The sequence below is a fragment of the Neorhizobium sp. PAMB6630 genome, from assembly GCF_058242775.1.
Window position 1 is genome coordinate 1,875,694 of record NZ_CM177836.1, and the last position, 21,086, is coordinate 1,896,779.

Sequence of the window (21,086 nt, forward strand, 5' to 3'; positions counted from 1 at the left end):
CGTAAAATTTCGCGCTAAGAAGAAAAATAATCCTTGAAGGAGTGAAAATGGACCGCCTTGACCGCAAGATCCTGCGTATTCTGCAGGAAGATTCAACGCTTGCCGTTGCCGATCTCGCCAAGAAGGTCGGCCTCTCCACCACACCCTGCTGGCGCCGCATCCAGAAGATGGAAGAGGATGGCGTGATCCGCCGCCGTGTGGCGCTGCTTGATCCGGTCAAGGTCAATACCAAGGTTACCGTCTTTGTCTCGATCCGCACGGCAAGCCACTCGATTGAATGGCTGAAGCGCTTTTCCGAAGTGGTGGTGGATTTCCCCGAAGTGGTGGAATTCTACCGCATGAGCGGCGATGTGGATTATCTGTTGCGCGTGGTGGTGCCCGATATCGCCGCCTATGACGCCTTCTACAAACGCCTGATCGCCCGCATCGAAATCCGCGACGTCTCCTCCGCCTTCGCGATGGAGCAGATCAAGTATACGACCGAACTGCCGCTGGATTACATGCTGCTGGACAACCAGAAGGCGGGCGAGGACTGAGGCCGCTAGCTGTTCAGGGTGTGTGAGATGGTGTAGATTGGCGCTTCAATGGAGGTTTCGCCGATGCGTATGCTTGATGTGCTGAAATCCGCCGCTGGTGACGTGGGACAGATCGGGTCGGAAGAGCGGTCGAAGGCGCGTTCCATGGGCACGTCTTCCTATTATGCCGATCAACAGGGGCGCTTGATCGAAGAGCATCCCGACGGGCGCAAAACGGTGATCGTGCGACAAGGTGACAAGACCAGCGCCGATGCTGCAGAGTGATCGGCTGACACCGGAATGCATGGTGCTCGGCGGGCCAAATGGCGCGGGCAAAACGTCTCTTTACCGAAAACTTCATCTGCCGGGCCAGTTCGTCAATGCCGACGAGGTGGCCAAGACGATAGATCCCGATCACCCGGAAACCGCATCGCTGGAAGCGGGCAGGCGTGTACTGGAAACGCTCGATCTGCTGTTGGCGGGCGCGCAGGATTTCACTTACGAGACGACACTGAGCAGCCGGCAATCGGTCAACCTGTTGCGCCGCGCGAAAAAGCGCGGATACCGGACGCTGCTGGTGTTCATCGCGCTTGAATCCGCAGACCTGCATGTGTTGCGTGTCGCGCAGCGTGTCCGCATGGGTGGGCATCCCATTCCGGAAGAGGCCATCCGGCGGCGATACGAGGCAGCTTTTCGAAATCTTGGGGAAGTGGTCGGCATCTGTGATGCCGTCTCGGTTTCGACAACAGCAGTGCGCAAGGCTACCGGCTGGTTCTGGAGCTTGAGGCTGGCACCATCACCTCCAACGCTTTTTCCCGCACGCTGCCCTTCGACCAGAAGATTGCGGCTTGTATTGCCCCGGCGCTTCAAAAGCGCGCCGAGGATCTGTTTGTCGCCTGAGCGCCTCTCGGCTTACTTTTCAAGCCGCGCCAGCAGCGAGGATGTGTCCCAGCGGTTGCCGCCGAGCTTTTGCACTTCGCCATAAAACTGGTCGACGACGGCGGTGACGGGGAGCGTGGCGCCGTTGCGTTTTGCTTCGGTCAATACGATGTCGAGGTCCTTGCGCATCCAGTCGACGGCAAAGCCGAAATCGTATTTGCTGGCATTCATCGTCTTGTAGCGGTTTTCCATCTGCCAGGAACCGGCAGCGCCCTTGGAGATGACTTCGATAACCTTTTCAATATCAAGGCCGGCTTTCTTGCCAAAGTGAATCCCCTCGGCAAGGCCCTGGACGAGGCCGGCGATGCAGATCTGGTTGACCATCTTGGTGAGCTGCCCGGAGCCTGCCGGACCCATCAGGCCGACCATGCGGGCATAGGCATCGATAACCGGCCGTGCCTTGTCAAACACGTCTTCGTCGCCGCCGCACATCACGGTCAGCACGCCGTTTTCCGCGCCGGCCTGGCCGCCGGAGACGGGGGCATCGATGAAGCCGCAGCCTTTGTCTTTCGCTGCCGCGTAAAGCTCGCGGGCGACTTCGGCGGATGCGGTGGTGTTGTCGATGAGGATGGCGCCGGGCTTCATGCCGGAGAGCACGCCGGTTTCACTGAGCGTCACCGAGCGCAGGTCGTCGTCATTGCCGACGCAGGTGAAGACGAAATCGGCGCCTTCGGCGGCCTCGCGCGGGGTGGCGGCAGATGCGCCGCCAAACTTCTCCACCCAGGCATCGGCCTTGGCGGCGGTGCGGTTATAGACCGTGACCTCGTGGCCGCCCTTGTTCTTCAGATAACCTGCCATGGGAAAACCCATGACGCCGAGACCGATGAATGCAACTTTCGCCATGTCATGCTCCAACTGTGATGGGCGATGATTAGCCGATATCGCGGCAGGCGGAAAGCACCGGGACGATTTCTTCGGCCGGCAAGATGTCCCGATATCCCGAAATCCCGCCTTCGGAGCGATTGCGGTTTCCGACGCAGAAAATCGCGAAATCTTGGAAAAATTTCTCCCGTAATCGATGTTTTTCGAAATCATTTAATGTCGACCATATCTGTCGTCTAACGCACCATGAGAGCTGCAACACACGAAAGGGCAACAGGCCCGCTGCAGCACTCCGGATCGAAGGATCGAGACCATGGTAAGACGCAGACAGGTATTGGGACTGATGGGGGCGGCAGCCGCCGCGACATTGCCGCTGGTGCGGGGCGCATGGGCCGCGGCACCAAAGACGATCCGCATAGGCTGGCAGAAGAACGGTGTTCTGGCGCTGGCCAAAAGCGAGGGCGCGCTGGAAAAGCTGTTTTCCGATCGCGGCATTGCGATTGAGTGGTCGGAATTTTCTTCCGGCCCGCCGCTCCTGGAAGCGCTGGGGGCGGGGGCTCTGGATCTCGGGCCAACCGGCGACGTGCCGCCGCTGTTTGCCCAGGCTGCCCGCGGCAACCTCGTTTATATCGGCACCTACAAGGGCAGCTCGGCCGGTTCTGCCATTCTCGTCCACAAGGATTCGCCCATCCAGACGCTCACCGATTTGAAGGGTAAAAAGCTTGCCTTCAAGCGCGGATCGAGCGCCCATAACGTGGCGGTGCAGGCGCTGCGCAAGGCGGGCCTGTCGCTGTCGGATGTGACGCTGGTCGATCTGTCGCCACCGGATGCGGCGGCCGCCTTCAAGACCGGCAGCATCGACGCCTGGTCGATCTGGGACCCCTATACGGCCGTGGCCGAAGCCGATCCGCAGACGCGGGTGCTGACGACGGCGGAAGGCATCGTCGACAGCTGGAGCTATTTCCTCGCCAACGGCGATTTTGCAAAACAGCACGGCGATCTCATTCCCGAACTCTTTGCCGAGCTTTCCAAGGTGGGCAAGCGGGCGCAGGCCGATCTCGACACCACCGTGCCGGCGCTTTCGGCCATCACCGGCGTGCCCCAGGATATCACCCGCATCACGCTCACCCGCAGCGGTTTTGATCTCGGCGCCGTCGATACGGTGTCGGATGCGGCGATTGCCTACCAGCAGGCGCTGGCCGACGAGTTCTTCGCGCTGAAAATCCTGCCGAAGAAACTCACCATCACCGACATCGTCTGGCGCCCCAAGGCCAGCTGAACCGAACCGTATCGAGGAGACCAGACATGACCCGTGCAGCCCAAAAGCCCATCGATTTCCTGTGGTTCATCCCGACCAGCGGTGATGGCACCTATCTCGGTGCAAGCGATCTCAACCGCGCGCCCGACAACAGATACCTGCGCGAAATCGCTGTCGCCGTCGACCGCCTCGGTTATAGCGGCGTTCTCTTGCCAACAGGCGTTTCCTGCGAGGAGAGCTTTGTGACGGCGGCCTCTCTTGCGCCGTTTACGGAAAAGTTGAAATTCCTCGTGGCGATCCGCCCCGGCACGGCATCACCGGCCTATTATGCGCGCCTTGCCTCGACGCTTGACCGCATCTCGAATGGCCGGCTTCTGCTCAACATTGTTGTCGGCGGCAGCCCGGCGGAACTGGCCGGCGACGGCATCTTTCATCCGCATGACGAGCGGTATGCCCATGCGGAAGAATTCTTCCAGGTGTTCGAGGATCTGCTGGCCACCGGTAAGGCCGATCTCGATGGCAAATATGTACAGGCCAAGGATGCGCGGCTCGGTTTCCCGTCGATCCAGCAGCCGCGTCCGCCGCTTTATTTCGGCGGTTCCTCCGAGGCCGGCATCGAGTTTTCGACGGGCCGCGCCGACACATACCTGACCTGGGGAGAACCGCCGGAGCAGGTGGCGGAAAAGGTGGCGCAGGTGCGCAAATCCGCCGCCGCCAAGGGTCGCGAGGTCTCCTTCGGCATCCGCCTGCATTTCATCGTGCGCGAAACCGACGATGAGGCCTTCGAGGCGGCAGACCGGCTGATTTCCAAGCTCGATGACGACACGATTGCCAAGGCGCAGGCGCATTTCGAAAAGGCTTCCGATTCGGTTGGCCAGAAGCGCATGGCCGCCTTGCATGGCGGGCGCCGCGACAAGTTGGAAGTGTCGCCGAACCTGTGGGCTGGGATCGGGCTGGTGCGTTCCGGTGCGGGCACCGCCCTTGTCGGATCGCCGAAGACGGTGGCGGCGCGGCTTCGGGAATATCAGGAGATCGGCATCGAGACGGTGATCGGCTCCGGTTATCCGCATCTGGAAGAAGCCTACCGCGTGGCGGAACTGCTGTTTCCCGAACTCGGCATCGGCCGCGCCGAACAGCGCACGGGCTTCGGCTCGGAGTTTTCGCAAAAGACGGTGTTTGCCGGCGGCGGACACCAGACGCTGAAATCGGTGGCGGCCTCTTAAAGGGACCGCCGCCATTCCCCCTCCCATCCCGGAAAAGGAGATCCCGTCATGACCACAGTCGAATTTGAGGCAGGCCGTTCGCCGGCGCGCAGCACACCGCGTTTGCTTCGCCTCCCAAGACCTGACCGCGCGCGTCTGCTGCCCTTTGCCGTGCCGCTTGCCCTTGTTCTGCTGTGGCAGGCGGGATCTTCTCTGGGGCTGATTTCTGACCGGGTGATGCCGTCACCTGCAGCTGTTGGGCAAGCCTTCTGGTCGGAGGCGTCGGACGGCAGTCTCGGCCACAACATTCTGGTGAGCGGCGCCCGCGCGCTGGCGGGCCTTGCCATCGGCGGCTCGATTGGTTTCCTGCTCGGCATCGCAAACGGCGTGTCGAAACTTTCCGAGCAGCTGACCGACACGACGCTGCAGATGATCCGCACCATCCCGCATCTGGCAATGATCCCGCTCGTCATCCTCTGGTTCGGCATCGGCGAGGAGGCCAAGCTGTTCCTGACCTCCCTTGGCGTGCTGTTTCCGATCTATCTCAACACCTATCACGGCGTGCGCAATGTCGATCGCGGGCTGATCGAGATGGGCCGCATCTATGGCATGAGCAACTGGTCGCTGTTTACCAAGGTGATCTTTCCCGGCGCACTGCCCTCGATCTTCGTTGGCCTGCGTTATGCGCTCGGCATCATGTGGCTGACGCTGATCGTGTCGGAATCCATCGCTGCCTCCTCGGGCATCGGTTACATGGCCAACAATGCCCGTGAATTCATGATGACCGATGTCGTGGTGCTCGCCCTCGTCATCTACGCTGTGCTCGGCAAGCTTGCCGATGTCATCGCAAGGGCGCTGGAGCGGTGGACGCTGTCCTGGAACGTCGCCTATCAACGCTGAAGCAAGAGGGTATCTTTCCCATGTCTATTGCACCATTCAATCCGACGCTTTCTCTTCTGCATCAGGCTGAAACGACACATACGGCAGAACCTGCCGCCCCTGAGACCGGTCCTGTCAGGGCCGCAGCCTTGCGGCTCAAAGGGGTTGAAAAGAGCTTCGGATCAAACCGCGTGCTGCGCGGCATCGATCTCGAAATCCCTGCCGGGCAGTTTGTCGCCATTGTCGGCAAGAGCGGCTGCGGCAAGAGCACGCTGCTGCGGCTGCTCGTCGGTCTTGAGACGGCAAGCGGTGGCGACATTGCCTTCGAGGACGAACAGGGCCGCAAGATTGCCCCGGAGGCCCGCATCGTGTTCCAGGAGCCGCGCCTTCTGCCCTGGTTCAACGTTATCGACAATGTCGGTGTGGGCTTGGGCGAGGGTGTGTCGCGCGAGGAGGCCCGCCGGCGTGCCGAACACGTATTGTGGGAAATGCATCTGCGCAACAAGGCGCTGGACTGGCCGGCAAGCCTGTCAGGCGGCCAGCGTCAGCGTGTGGCGCTGGCGCGGGCGCTGGTGAGCCGCCCGGGTTTTCTGGCGCTCGATGAACCCTTGGGCGCGCTCGACGCACTGACGCGTATCAGCATGCAGCAGCTTGTTGCACGTGTCTGGCGGGAACTGGGATTTACGGCCGTACTGGTAACGCACGATGTGGCCGAAGCGGTGCATCTGGCCGACCGGGTGATCGTGCTGGACGAGGGCCGCGTGACGCTTGATCTCGATGTGCCGCGCCCGCATCCGCGAAAACATGGCGATCCGGAACTGGCACAGCTAGAAGGTCGCCTGCTATCGGCGATCCTCGGCACATCATGAGGGGGCAGATGCCCCCTTCACAACGGGACAGCTGTTGACGTTAGAGCGTTTCCCTGTCATGTTGGATCATATCCGCAGGAATTGAAGTAGTTCTGAGCCTCTTGCGGTTCGACCATATCAATCAGCTTTCCGATGCGATCCCACAGTCCGGTGACGGTTCTCTCCGCAGCTTTTCGCAGGAGAGCCTTGAGCTTGGAGAAGGCCTTCTCGATGGGGTTGAAGTCTGGGCTGTAGGGCGGAAGGAACATCATTGTCGCGCCGACCGCCTCGATCAGCTCCCTTGCTGCCGGTCGTTTGTGGCTGGACAGATTGTCGAGGATGACAACATCCCCTGGTTTCAATGTCGGAACCAGAACCTGGGCGACATACGCCTCGAACCACTCACCGTTGATCGGTCCGTCTATGACAAGTGGCGCGACCATTCCCGTGTTACGGAGGCCCGCAACCAATGTGGTCGTCTTGCGATGACCGTGAGGGAAACCCATCCTCAATCGCTCGCCCTTGCGGCATCGCCCGTGAGTACGGGCCATATTGGTCGCGGTCCAGGTTTCGTCGATGAACACGAGCCGCTCTGGATCGAGATCGAGTTGCTCCTCGAACCAGCATTGCCGCTTTTCCAGAACGTCCGGGCGGCTTTGCTCTACCGCATGGCCAGTCTTTTTTTGCGCGTTTGTTCGTGCCGGACAAGAAAGCGATGCAGCGCCGACTTGCTGATGGAAATGCCTTGGTCAGCCAAGGCTTTGCGAAGCTCGAAAAGGGTGCCGTCCCGGTGCTCGCCGAGCCAGGTCATGATCAGATCGGCATGCGCTTCTGTCTTGTGGGAATTGCGGTCGCCGCCGAGTGGACCGGGTCGAACATTTCCCTGCTGGATTTGCAAGTGACGCCAGCGGCTCACGCTGGCTGCGCTCACGCCAAAACGCTCGGCAGCCTCTCTATGAGATGCGCCGCCGTTCACGGCAGCCAGCACACGTATGCGAAGATCAACGGAAAGGGCTTTCGACATATCTGCCGACCTCCATCGGCAGATAGTTTGAATCAGAAGGAGACTGATTTGCAAAGCCATCCGATTCAATCAGTTAGGGAAACGCTCTAGAACGGCTTGATGATGGCAAGGCCCACCACGATGACGATGGAGACGAGCACGATCGGCATGCCCTTGGCGACGAAAGCCGGCGGATCGATGAGCGGGTTGGCTTCCATACGACGCAACCAGGCGCTCTGCATGCCATGCAGGGCCGACAGGAGCACGACGATCAGCAGCTTGGCATGGAGCCAGCCACCGGAAAAGCCGACATAACCGAAGACAAGGATGAGGCCAAAGATCCAGGCGCCGGCAAGCGCGCCTGTGGTGACGATGCGGTCATAACGGCGCAGTGCGCTGATGACGCCGGTGCGGATCGGCGCCGGCACCATGCCGATGACGAAGGCATTGATCAGCATGCCGCCGACCCAGATGATATCGGAGGCGACGTGAAGCGCCTTGAAGAGAAAATAGAGCATGGATCAACCCCAGATCTGTGTTTCGGAAAAGCCGAGTTCGGCAAGATCGCCCCGGCGCAGGGCCTGTTCAGTGGGCGATGCGCAGAAAAATTCATCGAGTTGCGGTGGTTTGGTGCGGGTGCCCGAGAGCATGGCATGCACCTGGCCGCGGTGGTGGATCTGGTGCTGGAAAAGATGCAGCAGCAGGCGGTCTGCCTGTTCGCGCTGCTCGCCGTTTGCGCGGGGGATGACGATGTCGCAGGCGAAGTCATCATCCTGCATCTGGCGACAGTGATCGATCAGGCGGCGATCGACGGCGCGCTGCTCGCGTTCCAGATCGCTGAAATCGAGAAAGGGAAGTTCCGGCGTGAAAGCGGCGACCCCCATCGGCCGGCCTTCCAGCGCGCTCACGTAAAACCAGTCCACCGTCAGGATATGGTTCAGCGTGTGCAGGATGGAGGGAAAAAAGCTGGTGCGGGTAACCTGCAGTTCCAGCGGCGTCAGCGTTCGGCAGGCGCCAAGAAGCCGGTGATTGGCCCAGGCATTGTTATAGGCCTGAACGAGGAAATAGCGGTTTGGTGTCATTGTGCCCCTCCGGTTACCGCTGAATTTAGAGGGACAGGGCGGTGCTGGCTAGGCTTGATCGACGCCATCAGGCATTTCCGATGGCGCAAGCTTCCGAAGCCAACCGATCCGGTATAGGATTTCCGACAGCGCAGATGTTCAAAAAGATGGGACTGCGATGTTTCTTGACCTTAACGGCTATTATCGACGCCAGCCGGAGCCACCACCGCAAAACCCGCCGCGACGGACGCTGACCGTCCGCGAGCAGAAGGTTCTGATCTGGGTGATCTGCTTTAATCTCGCACTGCTCGTTGTCGCGCCAATCGGCGGCGCGACCGTGATCCATGCGGCCGTTGCGGCGCTGTTTCGTTAAAGGAAATGGCGGGCCGGAGAGACGACCCCGGCCTGCCGCCCCAAAACATCAGGCCTTGGTGAGGCGGGCGACAACCAGATGGCCAGGGCTCGGATGGCCATCCTGCATGCGCACGTTGATCTCTTCCATCTCGATGACGACAAAGCCGGTGGAGGCCAGGCGCTCGCGGATATAGGCGGGCGAATGGACAAAACGCTGGTGCGGGCCGACCATATAGGGGCGGCCGGCGAGAACGTCGTCAGAGGCCGTTTCGGAGGAAAACACGAAGATGCCGCCATCCACCATGTTTTCCGCAGCCCCGAAGAACAAGGGCTCCAGCGCGCCGAGATACGGCAGGACGTCGGTCGCGGTGATCAGGTCAAAGGGCTCATCGTCATTGTCTTCGAAGAAATCCTCGATTTCAGCGACGTAGAGCGTCTCGTACAGATCCTTCTCATGGGCGATTTCGACCATGTTTTCGGAAATGTCGATGCCGGTGATATCCTCGCAGAGATCGCGCAGCGTGCCGCCCGTCAGCCCCGTGCCGCAGCCGAGATCAAGCATGCGCTTGAAGGGCCCAAGCTCACGCTCCTGCAGGCGCTGCAGCACCATTTTCGGCACGTCGTAACCGAGCTGCGCCACGAGGATATCCTCAAAGCTTTCCGCATGCTGGTCAAACAGCGTTTCCACATAGGCATCGGGCGCCCTGGGCGGCGTTTCACCGCGCCCCAGCGACGCGATGCGCACGGCCGCGCCACCATGATCTTCCGGATCGATTTCGAGAACCTCGCCGTAAGCGGCGACGGCTGCATCGATTTCGCCGGCCTTTTCGTGGGCGAGAGCCCGGTTATAGGCTTCCGCCAGCGCTTCTTCGTCGATCTTCGTCATGGCAGCCTTCTTGTGTCCGAACCGTTTGAGCCGGATTTAAGCAAAGTGCCAGCCAATGGCAAGGACAAGCCGCCTAATGCAGGATGAACTCGCCCTTCAACGAGCGCCATTCGCTGGCGGCGATCAGCTTGCGATGGACATACCGCACGGAATGCAGCGGTCCATCCAGCGTGTCCTGCCAGAATTTCAGAAAGCCGCGCATTTCGGGAAAGTCAGGCGCCAGATCGTAGTTCTGCCAGATATAGGTCTGCAGAAGGGCCGGATGATCCGGCAGGCGGTAAAGGATCTGGGCGGTGGTGAGGCCGTAGCCTTTCAGCATCATGTCCATTTCGGGTGTCATGCGTATCCCCTGGAGTTGACCCTGCGTCGAGCGCGAGCGCTCGTAGACATTGGAGCACCGCTGGCTTAAGTGAAGCTTAACAAAACCATCATATCAAACGTTTTATCTCTATAAATCAGATAGTTGGCACTCATTCTGAATGACTGCTGCCACAAGGGTTCATCTGCTGTTCACATCACCCGGTGTCTTGTTGAGCGTGGAACCAAAGACCGTGTCCGCCGTTGAGGCGCGCCGATCCCGGCGCAAGGGACGGTTAAAAGACGACCCAGGAGAAAACATGTCCAAGCGAACCGGATATCTTGCAAGCGTTGCAATGCCGCTGATTTCGATGAGCCTGATGGTGCCGCACGCGCAGGCCATGCCCAACATGCCGCAGCTTGAGCGCGCTTATGGTGCAAGCGACATCATCCGCGTACAGGACGCCGTGAGCCCGCCGCCTGCAGGCGCAGAAAGCGAAGAGGAGCTGAAAAAGCGCCGCGCACCGCCTGCTGCCGAAGAACAACCTCAGAAGGCGCTGCCGGAGGCAAAGCCCGAGGCGCGCCCCGAACCGAAGCCCGAGCCGAAAGCCGAACCACGCGCCGCTGCCCCGGCGCCTGAAGCCCCGGCCGAGCCCAAGGCACGCCCTGCCGCCCGTGAACCGGTGGCCGAAGAGCCGAAAGCGCCTGAACCCAAGGCACCTGAACCGAAGGCTCCAGAACCAAAAGCTCCAGAACCCAAGGCCGCGGAGCCCAAGTCCGCGGAACCCAAAGCTGCCGAACCCAAAGCTGCTGAACCGAAGGCGAGGGAACCCGTAGCGGCTGACGCGCCTGCTGCTCGTCCGCAGCCGCCCGAACCAAAGCCAGCCGAGGCGAAACCGGCCCGCGAAAAGCCGGCGGCTGAGCCGGAGGCGCAGTCGCGCCCGGCGCCTGCCGAGGCTGCCCCTGTAGCAAAACCTGCCCCGGAGAAGAAGCCCGGCGAAGCGCCGCGCCCGCGGACGACGGATGCCCAGAAGCCGCAGCCGGAAGCCGGCGAGGCGCCGGCGCCTGCCGCGCGGCCCGCAACGCCGCTGTCTGGCGAAGCACCGGCACCGGCCGCGCGCCCTGCCGCTCCGGCAGCTGTTGCTCCCGCACCGGTCCCCGGCGCCAAGGCTCCGGCCGTTGTCGCCCCCGATGCTCCGGCGCCTGCCGCTGGTCAGCCCCCGGCACCTGGCGCTCGTCCCGTGCCGCCGGCACCGGGTGAAGCGGCGGCACCCGCTGCACCAAATGTTGCATCGCCCACCACACCGGAACAGGTCGAGCGCGCCCGCAAGATTGCCGAGAACCCCGCTGCCAGCAACCAGCCCATCGTGCTTCCGGTTGAAAATGGTGCCGCCGTTCTCGACAGCGCCAAGGAAGCGCCGGCTGCCATGGGCCGACCGGGCGGCCCTCGCGATGGCCAGCCCCAAGACGGGCAATCCCGTGACGGTCAGCGCCGTGATGGCGGGCCGCAGGCAGGACAGCCGGGCGCCCAGCCGCAACCGGTGGCACCCAACACCCCGCCGCCACCGCCGCCGCGGTCCGATGCCGATGCCCAGGCAGGCCCTGCCGGCCGTGCAGCCCCGCCGGTGCGCATGGAGGCCATCACCTCCGAGCGTGGCGAGCGGATGCGGGAGCGCCCGCGTTATGACATGCCGGCTGGTTTTGATGGACGCGATGCCGGCGGTCCCTCCGATGACGGCCGCATCATCATCAACTTCGACAACCGCACCATCGTGCGCCACGACGACAGCCGCCGTTTCTACGACAGCGGTTACACGCCGGAATACGAACGCCTGCCGGGCGGACGGACCCGCGAAATCATCGCGCGGGACAATGGTGTGCAGATTGTGACGATCCGCGACCGCTACGGTGACGTGGTGCAGCGCTCGCGCATTGGCGAGGATGGCCGCGAATATGTGCTGTTCTATGCCCCCGAGCAGCGTCAGGACCGTGGTCCGGGCTACGAATGGCGTGACCCGGCCGACGACCTGCCGCCGATGCGTCTGACCGTGCCGGTCAGCCAGTACATCATCGATACCTCGACCGATCCGGACCGGGACTATTACAAATTCCTGGAACAGCCGCCGGTAGAGCGTGTCGAACGGGTCTATTCGCTGGATGAAGTGCGTTATTCCGCCCGTATCCGCGACAAGGTGCGCCGTATCGACCTCGATACGATCACTTTTGCCACGGGCAGTGCTGATATCCCGATGAACCAGGCGCGTTCGCTGCGCAAGGTGGCGGATGCCATCAACGAGGTGCTGAAGAAGGATCCGAGCGAAACCTTCCTGATCGAAGGCCACACGGATGCCGTGGGTTCCGACGAGAGCAATCTTGTTCTCTCCGACCGTCGCGCCGAGCAGGTGGCGGTGGTGCTGAGCGACGTCTACGGCATTCCGCCGGAAAACATGACGACGCAAGGGTATGGCGAGCGTTATCTGAAGGTCAACACCGACGGCCCCTCACAGGAAAACCGCCGCGTCACCATCCGCCGCATCACGGCGCTGGTAAAGCCGGTGGCGCAGAACCGCTAAAACCCTTCTGCACTGCAATCATGGCCGCCGGAGAGATCCGGCGGCTTTTTCGTGGGCTAGCGAGACTGAGGCCTCATTCGCCGCGCCAATAGCAGCATGTCGCGGCGAGGAAGATTGCGGAAAGAAATGTGTGGGCGCAACCAAACGGCATCATATCCGCGCTCCGCGAGCAGTTCCTTTGCGTCCGGCACTCGCTCGGGCAGGTGGCGCGACAGGCGAAATGCGCCCGCCACGTTGCAAAAAAGGCTGGAGCCGCGTGGCAGGAGACCACCAAGGCGGTCGAGGTGGCGATTATGCTGTGGCAGAGGCTGTGGCAACGGCATTCCGCCTTCCTGTTGGGTCGGAATCCGGCTATCCCTCCGTCAATCGAGAGCGGATAGGCCGCCCATTTGGGACATGTCGGGTTCGGTTACAAAATGCTGATGGAACAAGCCATGGCCGCGTTTTTCGGCCGGAATGGTCATTGAGGGACGGTATAATGAACTTGCAGTTTGAGCAGGCATTGCCGGATGGCAGATCTTTGCAAGCAGGCCGGATCGACAAGGAGATTGTAATCGCCGGTCTCGCTCGTGATTGCGCGCACTCGCTGCCGCGGTTGCTTCCGATGCTGGAGGAACTGGCCGGCCGTTTTTCCCGGAGTCATTTCATTTTTCTCGAAAACGATTCCGTCGATCGGACAAAGGCAGTTTTAAAGTCTTTCGCTAGACAGCATCCTTCTTGTTATTTTGAAAGCTTGGACGGAATTGGCCGGACTTACCGCAAGCGTACGGCTCGATTGGCCTATCTGCGCAATGCCATTCTGGCGCGCGCGGAAGTCTCTGTCGCGGATCCTCAACATGCTTTTCTATTGCTGCTCGACCTTGATGACGTCAATTCCACCGTCAGCGTCGATTATCTGGTGAAACTTGTCGAAAATGACACCGGCGACTGGGCCGGCCTCTTCGCCAATCAGGCGGACCGCTATTACGATCTGTGGGCCCTGCGCCATGCCAGGCTCTGCCCCTACGATGTCTGGAGGAAGGTGCGCGAGCGCCCCAAGGAGATGAGCCCGGAGGACGCCGTTGCGCGCTTCATCACCGCGATCTCCTTTTCGCTACCGCCAGATCAAGGGCGTGTGGAGGTAGAAAGTGCCTTCGGCGGATTGGGCCTTTATCGGCTTTCGGCGATTTCGGGGTGCCGTTATTTAGGGCTTGGCGATGATGGCCATGAGGTTTGCGAGCATGTGGCCTTTAATGAGGCGGTGCGTCTGCGTGGCGGTCGGCTTTTCATTGATTGCGCTCTCATCAATGCCAGAGGTACGGAGGTTCATGCGCCGCCCAAGACCCGCTGGCAAAAGTGGAAGAAGCGCCTTCGCAGACTGAGATTGGTATGAGGGGACATATGAACCCATCCTATTCACTCAGGACGGATTTTCAAACCTTCATGGCCGCCGCATCACGATGATCGTCGTGCAAGTCCACCGCTGCCGCCTGGTCCGCCCTGTGGCCGGGGCTGCGCCACCTCGTATAACGACGAGCCGAGCGCCGCGTTTCAGGGCCGACTTTCAGGATGGTCTCGCGTAAGCGGCGCAGGCGGCTGTCGCCCGTGCCGGTGACGATCTCCATCAGCCGCCGTCCGGTGCGCCGGTCCTCGTGGGCGAGCATGTCTGGAAAGGCAGGAGTAGTGCGTCAGGCGTCGCGTGCTGACTTGGGAAGGCCCACCACCGCCAGCACGAAATCGGCAATCGCCATCGTGTCGTTCAGATCGAAAACCGGAAGGGTGGCGTCGGGGACCGGGTGGTCGGCGGCAATGGCGGTGATGTGGGGATCGGTCGGGGCGAGCGGTTCGCGGTTTTTTGCCTCCAGCCGGCGGGCTTCGATCTTGGGCACAGGTTCGCGCTTGTAACCTTCGATAAGGACGAGGTCGCAAGGGGCAAGGCGCGCGAGGATTTCTTCGAAGCTGGGTTCAGGCGTGCCACGCAACTCGTGCATGATGGCAAAGCGGGTGCCGGAGACCAGCGCCACTTCATGCGCGCCGGCCTGGCGATGGCGGTAGCTGTCGGCGCCGACCTTGTCGATGTCGAAATCGTGGTGGGCGTGTTTGATGGTGGAAACGCGAAAGCCGCGCCGCGTCAACTCTTCCACCAGGCGCACCGCAAGGCCGGTCTTGCCGGAATTCTTCCAGCCGGAAATGCCAAAAATGCGCGGGCGTCTGTCTGCTGCTGTCATGTTTATAGGGCCTCGAGGTAGCGATGGGCAGTCTTCAGGTCATCCGGCGTGTTGACGTTGAGGAAGGGATCGAGCGGACCGATGGCGGTTTCGATATCGGCAAAATCCACCTCCACCGTGTCATGGCGGGACAGGAAGGTTTTCACGCGCGGGTTTTCCGGCGTTTCGAGGAAGCTCTGGAGGGCGTCGGCGATCTCGACCGGCCAGAGGCCGCAGACCGGGTGCATGGCGCCGCGCGAAGCGGCAACCGCAATGTCGTGGCCGTCCTCGATGGCCTGCTGCAGGCGTTTAACCAGATCTGTCGGCAGGAAAGGACTGTCGACGGGGGCACTCAGCACATGGCTTGCGACCGGTGAGAGGTTTTTCGCATAGCGCATCGCGGCGAGAATGCCCGCAAGTGGGCCGCGCTGGCCGGCAAGCGTATCGGGCACAAGGGCCAGGTTTTCCGGGGGCTTAAAACCTTCCGGCGCATTGATGGCGAGGGCCGACAGCTGGGGGACAAGGCGCGCGATCGCGTGAGAGAGCAGCGTTTTTCCAGCGAGTAGCACCTGCGCTTTGTCCTCTCCCATCCGTTGCGAGCGGCCGCCGGCCAGAATGACGCCGGGAGGTTTTACCGAGACCGGATGGGTTGTCGTCATATGTCCTCGCTTGCGGCGTTTCTGGCGGTCAGGCGGATGAACTCGGTGGCGGCGATGGCAAGGACCGCGCAGGCGAACATCAGCCAGAGGACCAGCATGACGCCGTCGCCAAAACTCAGGAGCCAGCCTGCCAGAACGGACAGCGCAGCGCCAGCGCCGGTGATGACCGCGCCGCCGAGACCCGAGGCGGAGCCGGCCAGATGCGGGCGAACGCTCACCATTCCGGCATTGGCGCTGGGCAGCGCCAGCCCGTTGCCAATTCCGACCAGCGTTAGCGGGCCGAAAAAGGCGATCGCCACCTCGCTGCCGGTGCCGACGAGGAGGAGCGAGCCGGCGACGCCTGCGATGCTGACGATATTGCCACAGGTGATCATGCCCATCAGGCCGACATGGCGGGCATAACGGCCCGAGAGGAAATTGCCGACGAGATATCCGACGGCCAAAAGCATGAATTGCAGGCCGAGCATGGCCGGCGCCAAGCCATAAACGACCGAGCCGATATAGGGTGCGCCGCCGAGAAAGGCATAAAAGATGCCCGAGGCAAAACCGCCGGTCAGCACATAACCCCAGAAGGCCGGGGCGCGCACCAGTTCCGGCCAGGCGCGAAACTGCGCGCCGATACTTACCGTGCGCCGGTGGTTGGTTTCGCCGAGATCGCGCAGGCTGATGGCAAGGCAGAGGAGGGCGTAGACGAGGATGACAAGGAAGTTCGCCTTCCAGCCAAAGACATCGCCGAGAAAACCGCCGAGTGCCGGCGCCACCATCGGCACCAGCGACATGCCCATCGTGACATAACCGATCATCGAGGCCGCCTCATCGGCCGGCACCATGTCGCGCACGATGGCGCGTGACAGGACAAAGCCGGCAACGATGGCCGTCTGCAACAGGCGGCCGATCATGAAGACGGTGGCATTGGGTGCGACGAGGCAGATCAGCGTGCCGATGGCCAGCAGCACGACACAGCCGATCATGACAGGGCGGCGGCCAAAAAGATCCGACAGCGGGCCGATGACCAGTTGCAGGATGGCGGTGCCAGCGAGATAACCGGATACGGCAACCTGCATCACGCCGTAGCTGGTGCCGAAATGTGTGGCCATGGCCGCAAGCGTCGGCAGGAAAATGTTCATGCTGAGTGCCGCAAGCCCGGCCACCAGTACAAGCGTGGAGATGTGCGGCGGGGTTGCGCGGTCAAGATAGACGGATCGTGTCACCGGTTCGGTACTGGTCATCCGGCCTGACCGCTCAAACAGGCGTGCGGGGCGGGGTCGTAGCCGCAATTGTTCGTGCCCGCTGTTTTTCCCGGTAAAAGGCATAGAGGCCCAACACGACGATGAGGCTTGCGCCGACCGCCATATAGCCATCCGGCTGCTCACCGAAGAAATAGAAACCGAGGGTGAGCGAAAACATCAGGCTGGTATAACGGAAGGGGGCGACAAACGAGATATCGCCGGAGCGCATGGCAATCACGATGCTCTGGTATCCGGCAAGGATAAGCAGCGAGGCAATTGCGAGGTGCCCTAGCGCCGAGGCGCTGACGGGGCTCCAGCCGCCCATGGGGAAGATGAGGACGGCACCGAAGACCGTGTTGGTGAGCGCTGCAAACAGCGACACCAGCAGCGTGGGGATGCCTGCATGAATGCGCCTTGTGGTGAGATCGCGCCCGGCGGTGAAGACAACGGCAATGACGGCAAACAGCGAGGCGGGCACGAAGGCTTCAGGGCTTGGCCTGAGAACAATCAGCACGCCGATAAAGCCGACAATGATGGCCGACCAGCGTCGCCAGCCGACAGGTTCCTTGAAGAAGGCCCATGCGCCAAATGTCACGGCGAGCGGCAAGGACAGAAGGATGGTGGCGGCAACCGCCAGATCGATATGGGCAAGCGCCGAGATATAACTGACGGCGGCACCGATCTCGAAGCCGGAGCGCAGGATGACGCTCGGCGCAAACATCAGCCTGACCTGATGCAGGAGGCCGTAATATCGGGCGAGCAGAATGAGCATCACCAGCGTCATGGTACCGCGCAGGAACATGATCTGGCCGACATTCATCTCCGGCGTCACCATTTTCACGAAGGCATCGTTGGTGGTGAACACGCCCATGGCGAGCGTCATCATCAGCGCGCCGCGTGCATTCTGCGACAAAGGCATTTCCGATTCCCTAGAAGATTTTTTCGACCTGATTTTAGCAAGGGCTTAAAGCATCGCCGGGGTGCGGACCAGCCATTCGATCAACCTATGAGACCTGCTGTCATATTTTATCCCATAAATGGCCAGCTTTTGCCGGGCGTTAACGTATGTTCAATAGCTGCCGGGCAAGTTTCGAAGTGTTCCGTATGAGGTGGAATGACGCGTGACAGGTGCCGATGCGGGCAGACCGGGTTACTGCACGGGGTAGTGCGATGTCATTCCTGGACCGTCTTTTGCAGAGCCGTCGGATCGTGACCAAGGTTCTGCTCTTCGTCGTGCCGTTGATCCTCTTGATTGCGGGGGTCGGCCTTGCCGGCTTTTATACGGCGCGGATGCTGAACGGCCACATGACCGTGACCCGGGCATCCATCGAAAACATTGGCGATTTTGAACAGCTGCAGGCGGATCTGCTCGGCTTTTTCGCCGATCCCTCCCGCAACAAACTGACAAGCCTCAACGAAGGTATCGACCAGCTGGAAAAGGGGGTCGTGACCCTTGACGGGCTGCAGCTGACCGATGCCGACCGGACGCGGCTGGATGTGGTGCGCCAGACAGCGCCGGCGCTGAAACAGCAGACGGCAGGCCTCTGGGAGATCGAGCGCAAGATCACGCGCACGGAACAGGCGATGGAGTCAGGTGTCGATGAAATCCGCATGCTCGCGTCCTCCGTCAACGCGCAGATCATCACCGTGCGCAAAGAGGCGGAAAGCAAGGAACGTTTTGCCAAGGGCGCGCTGTTTGATGCCTTCGTGCTGAAGACGGTCGATCGCCATATCGAAAACATCATCGATGCCATCCGCGGCGTGACCGATGACGCCACCACCATCAAGGCGGCGTCCGCTTATCTCGGCGTGTTGCAAAAACAGTTTCCGAAGCTGGAAGGCCGTGGCACGACCAAATCCGCGCGCATGGTGGATGCCGTGAAGGCGCAGGCCCAAAGCCTTCAGGAGCTGATCGCCGGCCCGCTGCCGACGCCGGAAAAGGCGGTTGCCGTGCGCGCCGCAATCGACGCCTTCGTGCCCGTGCAGGAAGCGTTTCGGCAGGAGGTGCTGCGCAGCACCGCGACCGCGACCGACCGCTTTGCCAACCTGGAAGACGAAGTGCAGCTGATGCGCAGCCTGCTCACCGAAATCGGCACCTCGCTACAGCTGATCGACCTCTTGCAACTGCATACCGAGCGTCTGCGGGTAACGCTCTCCGAGGCTGCCCGCGAGGAGGTTCTGGCCGATATCCGCGCGCTGACGACGGCGAGCGGCAATGTCAGCAAGCTCGGCACCAAAAACGAAGCCATGCGCGAATTTTCGCCGCAGCTTCTGCCGCAACTGGAGCAACTGAGCGGCAACACCGACGTGATCCTGAAGCTCTCGGCCGAATGGAAGGCAGCACGTGCGGCCGCCCAGGATACGCTGGCGAAGGGCATGGCGGGATTGAAGGATTTTGTGGCGCAGGCGCAGGAGGCCGGCAAACAGGACAGCGAGCTTTCCGCCAATCTGTCGGTCGGAGCAACCGTCGTCGGCACGCTTCTCGCCATCATCGGTGCCCTGATGCTGGTGGAAACCCTGCGTGGCCCGCTGCGCCGGGTGACCGAGATCATGACCCGGCTTGCCGGTGGCGATCTCGAGGTCAAGATCGACGGCCGCGAGCGCGGCGACGAAATCGGCGACATGGTGCGCTCGGTCAGCGTGTTTCGCGATGCAGCGCTTGAAAACGTTCGCCTCGAGCAGGAGGCAAGTGCGGCGCGCGGCGCAACGGAGGCCGAGGCGCAACGCCGTGCGGCCGAGCGGGCGCGCATCTCCAACGAACAGAGCCAGGCGCTGTCTGCGCTCTCCGACGTGCTGCATCGTCTGGCCGAAGGCGACCTCGAACAGGAAATGACGGAAAATCTCCCCGCCGAATTCGTCGAGATGGCCCGCACCTATAACCAGGCCGTCTCGACGCTGCGGGCCACGCTTTCGGATGTGCGCATGGTCGCCGGCGATATCGACAGCGGCACCGGCAACCTTGCCGCCTCCGCCGACGATCTGGCACGGCGCACCGAACAGCAGGCGGCAGCACTTGAAGAGAGCACACGCGCCTTGCGCCAGCTCGGCCATATCGTGCGTGCCACCGCAGACAGCGCCAAGCGCACGGCGCAATCCGTCGACCAGACGGAAGCCTTTGCGACCCGCTCCGGTGCCGTCGTGACGAATGCCATCGCTGCGATGGGTGAGATCAACCGCTCGTCTGAAAAGATCGGCACCATCATCGGCGTCATCGACGAGATCGCCTTCCAGACCAACCTGCTGGCGCTGAATGCCGGCGTCGAGGCAGCCCGTGCCGGCGAGGCGGGGCGTGGTTTTGCCGTCGTTGCGCAGGAGGTGCGGGAACTCGCGCAACGCAGCGCAAATTCCGCCAAGGAGATCAAGGGCCTTATCTCCGAAAGCGCCCGGCAGGTGGTGAACGGCGTGCATCTGGTCGAGGAAACCGGCGAGGCGCTGACCGAGATCATCAGCCATATCGGCACCGTGCAGAAACTCGTCGCCGATATCTCGTCCGCCACCGGCGAACAGTCGGTCGGCATCAACGAGGTGACGCATGCGCTCGGCGAGGTGGAACTGATCACCCAGCGCAATGCCGCGATGGTGGAGGAAAACAACGCCGAAATCCATGGCCTTCGCGGACGCGTCGAGGCGCTGTCGGAAAAGATCGAGCATTTTCGCACGGGTGAACCGGTGTCCGGCGGCGCACGGCGGGAGTGGGCGGCGTGAGTAAGTTCGATCACTCCTTTGCGTCCCGTTCCGCCAAGAAATGGCTTCGCGAAAAGACCTTTCTTGAGGGTGAGAATATCGATGCTCTCCTTTCGCAGAGCAACGGTTCTCCCGTGGAATCAAATCTCAAATCGTTTCTGCCGGGTAGGGTGAAACGCTGGGACCTTGCAAAGGGGCCGATCCCGGTGTTTCTCGCGAACGACGAGCGGGCCGAGGAGGCTGTAAAACTGATTGGTGAGGTTCTCGGTTCTCATGTGTTTTCTGTTCAACCAGATCGAGCCTCAGCCACAAATCAAGGTATGATGATCTGGCTCCGGCAGGCTGTGGGAAATCCCGAAAAGCCGAAAGAGATCTGTGTCGGCAATGTCAGCAAGGGACCGGGGACGGCGGCTTGGGACATGGATGCGGTCGATGCAGCGGGCAGCTTTTGTAAAACCCTATCCGTTAATATCGACTCGCGGACAGGTCATGTGGCGACCTTTGACCAAGTGGTTCACGAGTTTGGCCATGCGCTTGGGCTTGGCGATCATTTTGATGGCTTCGGCAAGCCGGACCGTGCGCCAGCTGTGGACTATAACTTCTGGGCAGCTCTGGTGAGGCTTTACCAACTGCCGCTGGGTGCGCTTTATTCGGAATTGCGGCCACTTGCGTGACTGTGGCGAGACATAAC

Annotated in this window: 23 protein-coding genes; 12 read left to right on the top strand and 11 right to left on the bottom strand. The window is 61.5% G+C overall.

The window, feature by feature from the left end; translation table 11 throughout:
• Nucleotides 1-47: 47 nt before the first annotated feature.
• From AC4CWF_RS08840 to AC4CWF_RS08850, 3 genes are all read left to right on the top strand, one after another.
• On the top strand, nucleotides 48-536 hold the full coding sequence (locus AC4CWF_RS08840) for an Lrp/AsnC family transcriptional regulator (RefSeq protein WP_491285011.1): 489 nt from the start codon (nucleotides 48-50) through the stop codon (nucleotides 534-536).
• Between the two features lie 63 nt (nucleotides 537-599).
• Nucleotides 600-800: a hypothetical protein gene (locus AC4CWF_RS08845; protein ID WP_491285013.1), complete on the top strand. Its 201-nt coding sequence runs from the start codon at nucleotides 600-602 to the stop codon at nucleotides 798-800.
• Nucleotides 801-819: 19 nt separating this feature from the next.
• A complete protein-coding gene (locus tag AC4CWF_RS08850; protein WP_491285015.1) occupies nucleotides 820-1,500 on the top strand; it encodes an ATPase in 681 nt (226 codons plus the stop codon).
• On the opposite strand, the gene AC4CWF_RS08855 is transcribed toward AC4CWF_RS08850, so the two are convergent.
• Entirely contained in the window at nucleotides 1,428-2,297 is an 870-nt protein-coding gene (locus AC4CWF_RS08855; RefSeq protein ID WP_491285018.1) for an NAD(P)-dependent oxidoreductase, read from the bottom strand. The genes AC4CWF_RS08850 and AC4CWF_RS08855 overlap by 73 nt on opposite strands.
• Before the next feature lie 292 nt (nucleotides 2,298-2,589).
• On the opposite strand from AC4CWF_RS08855, the gene AC4CWF_RS08860 reads away from it, so the two are divergent.
• The 4 genes from AC4CWF_RS08860 to AC4CWF_RS08875 are packed head-to-tail and all read left to right on the top strand — an operon-like array spanning nucleotide 2,590 to nucleotide 6,484.
• On the top strand, nucleotides 2,590-3,555 hold the full coding sequence (locus AC4CWF_RS08860) for an aliphatic sulfonate ABC transporter substrate-binding protein (protein WP_491285020.1): 966 nt from the start codon (nucleotides 2,590-2,592) through the stop codon (nucleotides 3,553-3,555).
• Nucleotides 3,556-3,581: 26 nt separating this feature from the next.
• A complete protein-coding gene (gene ssuD, locus AC4CWF_RS08865) occupies nucleotides 3,582-4,757 on the top strand; it encodes an FMNH2-dependent alkanesulfonate monooxygenase (RefSeq protein WP_491285022.1) in 1,176 nt (391 codons plus the stop codon).
• A 48-nt stretch (nucleotides 4,758-4,805) separates the two neighbouring features.
• Nucleotides 4,806-5,636 carry an ABC transporter permease subunit gene (locus tag AC4CWF_RS08870; RefSeq protein WP_491285024.1) on the top strand — a complete coding sequence of 277 codons (831 nt, stop codon included), beginning with the start codon at nucleotides 4,806-4,808 and terminating at the stop codon, nucleotides 5,634-5,636.
• Nucleotides 5,637-5,656: 20 nt separating this feature from the next.
• Nucleotides 5,657-6,484, top strand: a complete 828-nt coding sequence (locus AC4CWF_RS08875) for an ABC transporter ATP-binding protein (RefSeq protein ID WP_491285026.1) — start codon at nucleotides 5,657-5,659, stop codon at nucleotides 6,482-6,484.
• A gap of 56 nt (nucleotides 6,485-6,540) precedes the next feature.
• On the opposite strand, the gene AC4CWF_RS08880 is transcribed toward AC4CWF_RS08875, so the two are convergent.
• The 3 genes from AC4CWF_RS08880 to AC4CWF_RS08890 all read right to left on the bottom strand — a co-directional run bounded on the left by AC4CWF_RS08880 (nucleotide 6,541) and on the right by AC4CWF_RS08890 (nucleotide 8,548).
• Nucleotides 6,541-7,487, bottom strand: a protein-coding gene (locus AC4CWF_RS08880; protein ID WP_491285028.1) for an IS630 family transposase whose coding sequence is annotated in 2 segments (ribosomal slippage) — nucleotides 6,541-7,148 and nucleotides 7,148-7,487 — 948 coding nt in all. Because the reading frame shifts where the segments join, the coding sequence is not laid out codon by codon here.
• A gap of 86 nt (nucleotides 7,488-7,573) precedes the next feature.
• Nucleotides 7,574-7,984 (bottom strand): CopD family protein, encoded by a 411-nt coding sequence (locus tag AC4CWF_RS08885; protein ID WP_491285030.1) that lies wholly within the window; start codon nucleotides 7,982-7,984, stop codon nucleotides 7,574-7,576.
• Between the two features lie 3 nt (nucleotides 7,985-7,987).
• The gene (locus tag AC4CWF_RS08890) at nucleotides 7,988-8,548 is read right to left on the bottom strand and encodes a DinB family protein (RefSeq protein ID WP_491285032.1); all 561 of its coding nucleotides are present in this window, start codon (nucleotides 8,546-8,548) and stop codon (nucleotides 7,988-7,990) included.
• 157 nt (nucleotides 8,549-8,705) lie between these two features.
• Here AC4CWF_RS08890 and AC4CWF_RS08895 point away from each other — a divergent pair, with 157 nt between their 5' ends.
• Nucleotides 8,706-8,900, top strand: coding sequence for a hypothetical protein (locus AC4CWF_RS08895; protein ID WP_491285034.1), 195 nt, complete (start codon nucleotides 8,706-8,708; stop codon nucleotides 8,898-8,900).
• A 48-nt stretch (nucleotides 8,901-8,948) separates the two neighbouring features.
• On the opposite strand, the gene AC4CWF_RS08900 is transcribed toward AC4CWF_RS08895, so the two are convergent.
• Nucleotides 8,949-9,767 carry a class I SAM-dependent methyltransferase gene (locus AC4CWF_RS08900; RefSeq protein ID WP_491285036.1) on the bottom strand — a complete coding sequence of 273 codons (819 nt, stop codon included), beginning with the start codon at nucleotides 9,765-9,767 and terminating at the stop codon, nucleotides 8,949-8,951.
• A gap of 73 nt (nucleotides 9,768-9,840) precedes the next feature.
• Nucleotides 9,841-10,107, bottom strand: a complete 267-nt coding sequence (locus AC4CWF_RS08905; RefSeq protein ID WP_491285038.1) for an usg protein — start codon at nucleotides 10,105-10,107, stop codon at nucleotides 9,841-9,843.
• Between the two features lie 277 nt (nucleotides 10,108-10,384).
• Here AC4CWF_RS08905 and AC4CWF_RS08910 point away from each other — a divergent pair, with 277 nt between their 5' ends.
• On the top strand, nucleotides 10,385-12,637 hold the full coding sequence (locus tag AC4CWF_RS08910; protein ID WP_491285040.1) for an OmpA family protein: 2,253 nt from the start codon (nucleotides 10,385-10,387) through the stop codon (nucleotides 12,635-12,637).
• Between the two features lie 478 nt (nucleotides 12,638-13,115).
• Nucleotides 13,116-14,009: a hypothetical protein gene (locus AC4CWF_RS08915; RefSeq protein WP_491285042.1), complete on the top strand. Its 894-nt coding sequence runs from the start codon at nucleotides 13,116-13,118 to the stop codon at nucleotides 14,007-14,009.
• Between the two features lie 40 nt (nucleotides 14,010-14,049).
• On the opposite strand, the gene AC4CWF_RS08920 is transcribed toward AC4CWF_RS08915, so the two are convergent.
• The 5 genes from AC4CWF_RS08920 to AC4CWF_RS08940 all read right to left on the bottom strand — a co-directional run bounded on the left by AC4CWF_RS08920 (nucleotide 14,050) and on the right by AC4CWF_RS08940 (nucleotide 17,630).
• On the bottom strand, nucleotides 14,050-14,241 hold the full coding sequence (locus AC4CWF_RS08920; protein ID WP_491285044.1) for a hypothetical protein: 192 nt from the start codon (nucleotides 14,239-14,241) through the stop codon (nucleotides 14,050-14,052).
• 63 nt (nucleotides 14,242-14,304) lie between these two features.
• Entirely contained in the window at nucleotides 14,305-14,844 is a 540-nt protein-coding gene (gene mobB / locus AC4CWF_RS08925; protein WP_491285046.1) for a molybdopterin-guanine dinucleotide biosynthesis protein B, read from the bottom strand.
• A gap of 2 nt (nucleotides 14,845-14,846) precedes the next feature.
• The gene (gene mobA, locus AC4CWF_RS08930) at nucleotides 14,847-15,482 is read right to left on the bottom strand and encodes a molybdenum cofactor guanylyltransferase MobA (RefSeq protein ID WP_491285048.1); all 636 of its coding nucleotides are present in this window, start codon (nucleotides 15,480-15,482) and stop codon (nucleotides 14,847-14,849) included.
• Nucleotides 15,479-16,693: a multidrug effflux MFS transporter gene (locus tag AC4CWF_RS08935; protein WP_491285312.1), complete on the bottom strand. Its 1,215-nt coding sequence runs from the start codon at nucleotides 16,691-16,693 to the stop codon at nucleotides 15,479-15,481. Before AC4CWF_RS08935 ends, mobA begins: the two co-directional genes overlap by 4 nt.
• A gap of 31 nt (nucleotides 16,694-16,724) precedes the next feature.
• On the bottom strand, nucleotides 16,725-17,630 hold the full coding sequence (locus AC4CWF_RS08940; protein WP_491285049.1) for a DMT family transporter: 906 nt from the start codon (nucleotides 17,628-17,630) through the stop codon (nucleotides 16,725-16,727).
• A 251-nt stretch (nucleotides 17,631-17,881) separates the two neighbouring features.
• Between AC4CWF_RS08940 and AC4CWF_RS08945 the strand changes: the two genes are divergently transcribed.
• Both AC4CWF_RS08945 and AC4CWF_RS08950 read left to right on the top strand, forming a co-directional pair.
• On the top strand, nucleotides 17,882-20,416 hold the full coding sequence (locus tag AC4CWF_RS08945) for a methyl-accepting chemotaxis protein (RefSeq protein ID WP_491285051.1): 2,535 nt from the start codon (nucleotides 17,882-17,884) through the stop codon (nucleotides 20,414-20,416).
• Nucleotides 20,413-21,069, top strand: a complete 657-nt coding sequence (locus tag AC4CWF_RS08950) for a hypothetical protein (RefSeq protein ID WP_491285053.1) — start codon at nucleotides 20,413-20,415, stop codon at nucleotides 21,067-21,069. The genes AC4CWF_RS08945 and AC4CWF_RS08950 overlap by 4 nt, the downstream gene beginning before the upstream one ends.
• The last annotated feature ends 17 nt before the right edge of the window (nucleotides 21,070-21,086 follow it).

Coding starts and splice junctions, on each gene's coding strand:
- AC4CWF_RS08840 (WP_491285011.1), top strand. CDS start 48: ATGGACCGCCTTGACCGCAAGATCCTGCGTATTCTGCAGGAAGATTCA.
- AC4CWF_RS08845 (WP_491285013.1), top strand. CDS start 600: ATGCGTATGCTTGATGTGCTGAAATCCGCCGCTGGTGACGTGGGACAG.
- AC4CWF_RS08850 (WP_491285015.1), top strand. CDS start 820: ATGGTGCTCGGCGGGCCAAATGGCGCGGGCAAAACGTCTCTTTACCGA.
- AC4CWF_RS08855 (WP_491285018.1), bottom strand. CDS start 2,297: ATGGCGAAAGTTGCATTCATCGGTCTCGGCGTCATGGGTTTTCCCATG.
- AC4CWF_RS08860 (WP_491285020.1), top strand. CDS start 2,590: ATGGTAAGACGCAGACAGGTATTGGGACTGATGGGGGCGGCAGCCGCC.
- ssuD (WP_491285022.1), top strand. CDS start 3,582: ATGACCCGTGCAGCCCAAAAGCCCATCGATTTCCTGTGGTTCATCCCG.
- AC4CWF_RS08870 (WP_491285024.1), top strand. CDS start 4,806: ATGACCACAGTCGAATTTGAGGCAGGCCGTTCGCCGGCGCGCAGCACA.
- AC4CWF_RS08875 (WP_491285026.1), top strand. CDS start 5,657: ATGTCTATTGCACCATTCAATCCGACGCTTTCTCTTCTGCATCAGGCT.
- AC4CWF_RS08885 (WP_491285030.1), bottom strand. CDS start 7,984: ATGCTCTATTTTCTCTTCAAGGCGCTTCACGTCGCCTCCGATATCATC.
- AC4CWF_RS08890 (WP_491285032.1), bottom strand. CDS start 8,548: ATGACACCAAACCGCTATTTCCTCGTTCAGGCCTATAACAATGCCTGG.
- AC4CWF_RS08895 (WP_491285034.1), top strand. CDS start 8,706: ATGTTTCTTGACCTTAACGGCTATTATCGACGCCAGCCGGAGCCACCA.
- AC4CWF_RS08900 (WP_491285036.1), bottom strand. CDS start 9,767: ATGACGAAGATCGACGAAGAAGCGCTGGCGGAAGCCTATAACCGGGCT.
- AC4CWF_RS08905 (WP_491285038.1), bottom strand. CDS start 10,107: ATGACACCCGAAATGGACATGATGCTGAAAGGCTACGGCCTCACCACC.
- AC4CWF_RS08910 (WP_491285040.1), top strand. CDS start 10,385: ATGTCCAAGCGAACCGGATATCTTGCAAGCGTTGCAATGCCGCTGATT.
- AC4CWF_RS08915 (WP_491285042.1), top strand. CDS start 13,116: ATGAACTTGCAGTTTGAGCAGGCATTGCCGGATGGCAGATCTTTGCAA.
- AC4CWF_RS08920 (WP_491285044.1), bottom strand. CDS start 14,241: ATGGAGATCGTCACCGGCACGGGCGACAGCCGCCTGCGCCGCTTACGC.
- mobB (WP_491285046.1), bottom strand. CDS start 14,844: ATGACAGCAGCAGACAGACGCCCGCGCATTTTTGGCATTTCCGGCTGG.
- mobA (WP_491285048.1), bottom strand. CDS start 15,482: ATGACGACAACCCATCCGGTCTCGGTAAAACCTCCCGGCGTCATTCTG.
- AC4CWF_RS08940 (WP_491285049.1), bottom strand. CDS start 17,630: ATGCCTTTGTCGCAGAATGCACGCGGCGCGCTGATGATGACGCTCGCC.
- AC4CWF_RS08945 (WP_491285051.1), top strand. CDS start 17,882: ATGTCATTCCTGGACCGTCTTTTGCAGAGCCGTCGGATCGTGACCAAG.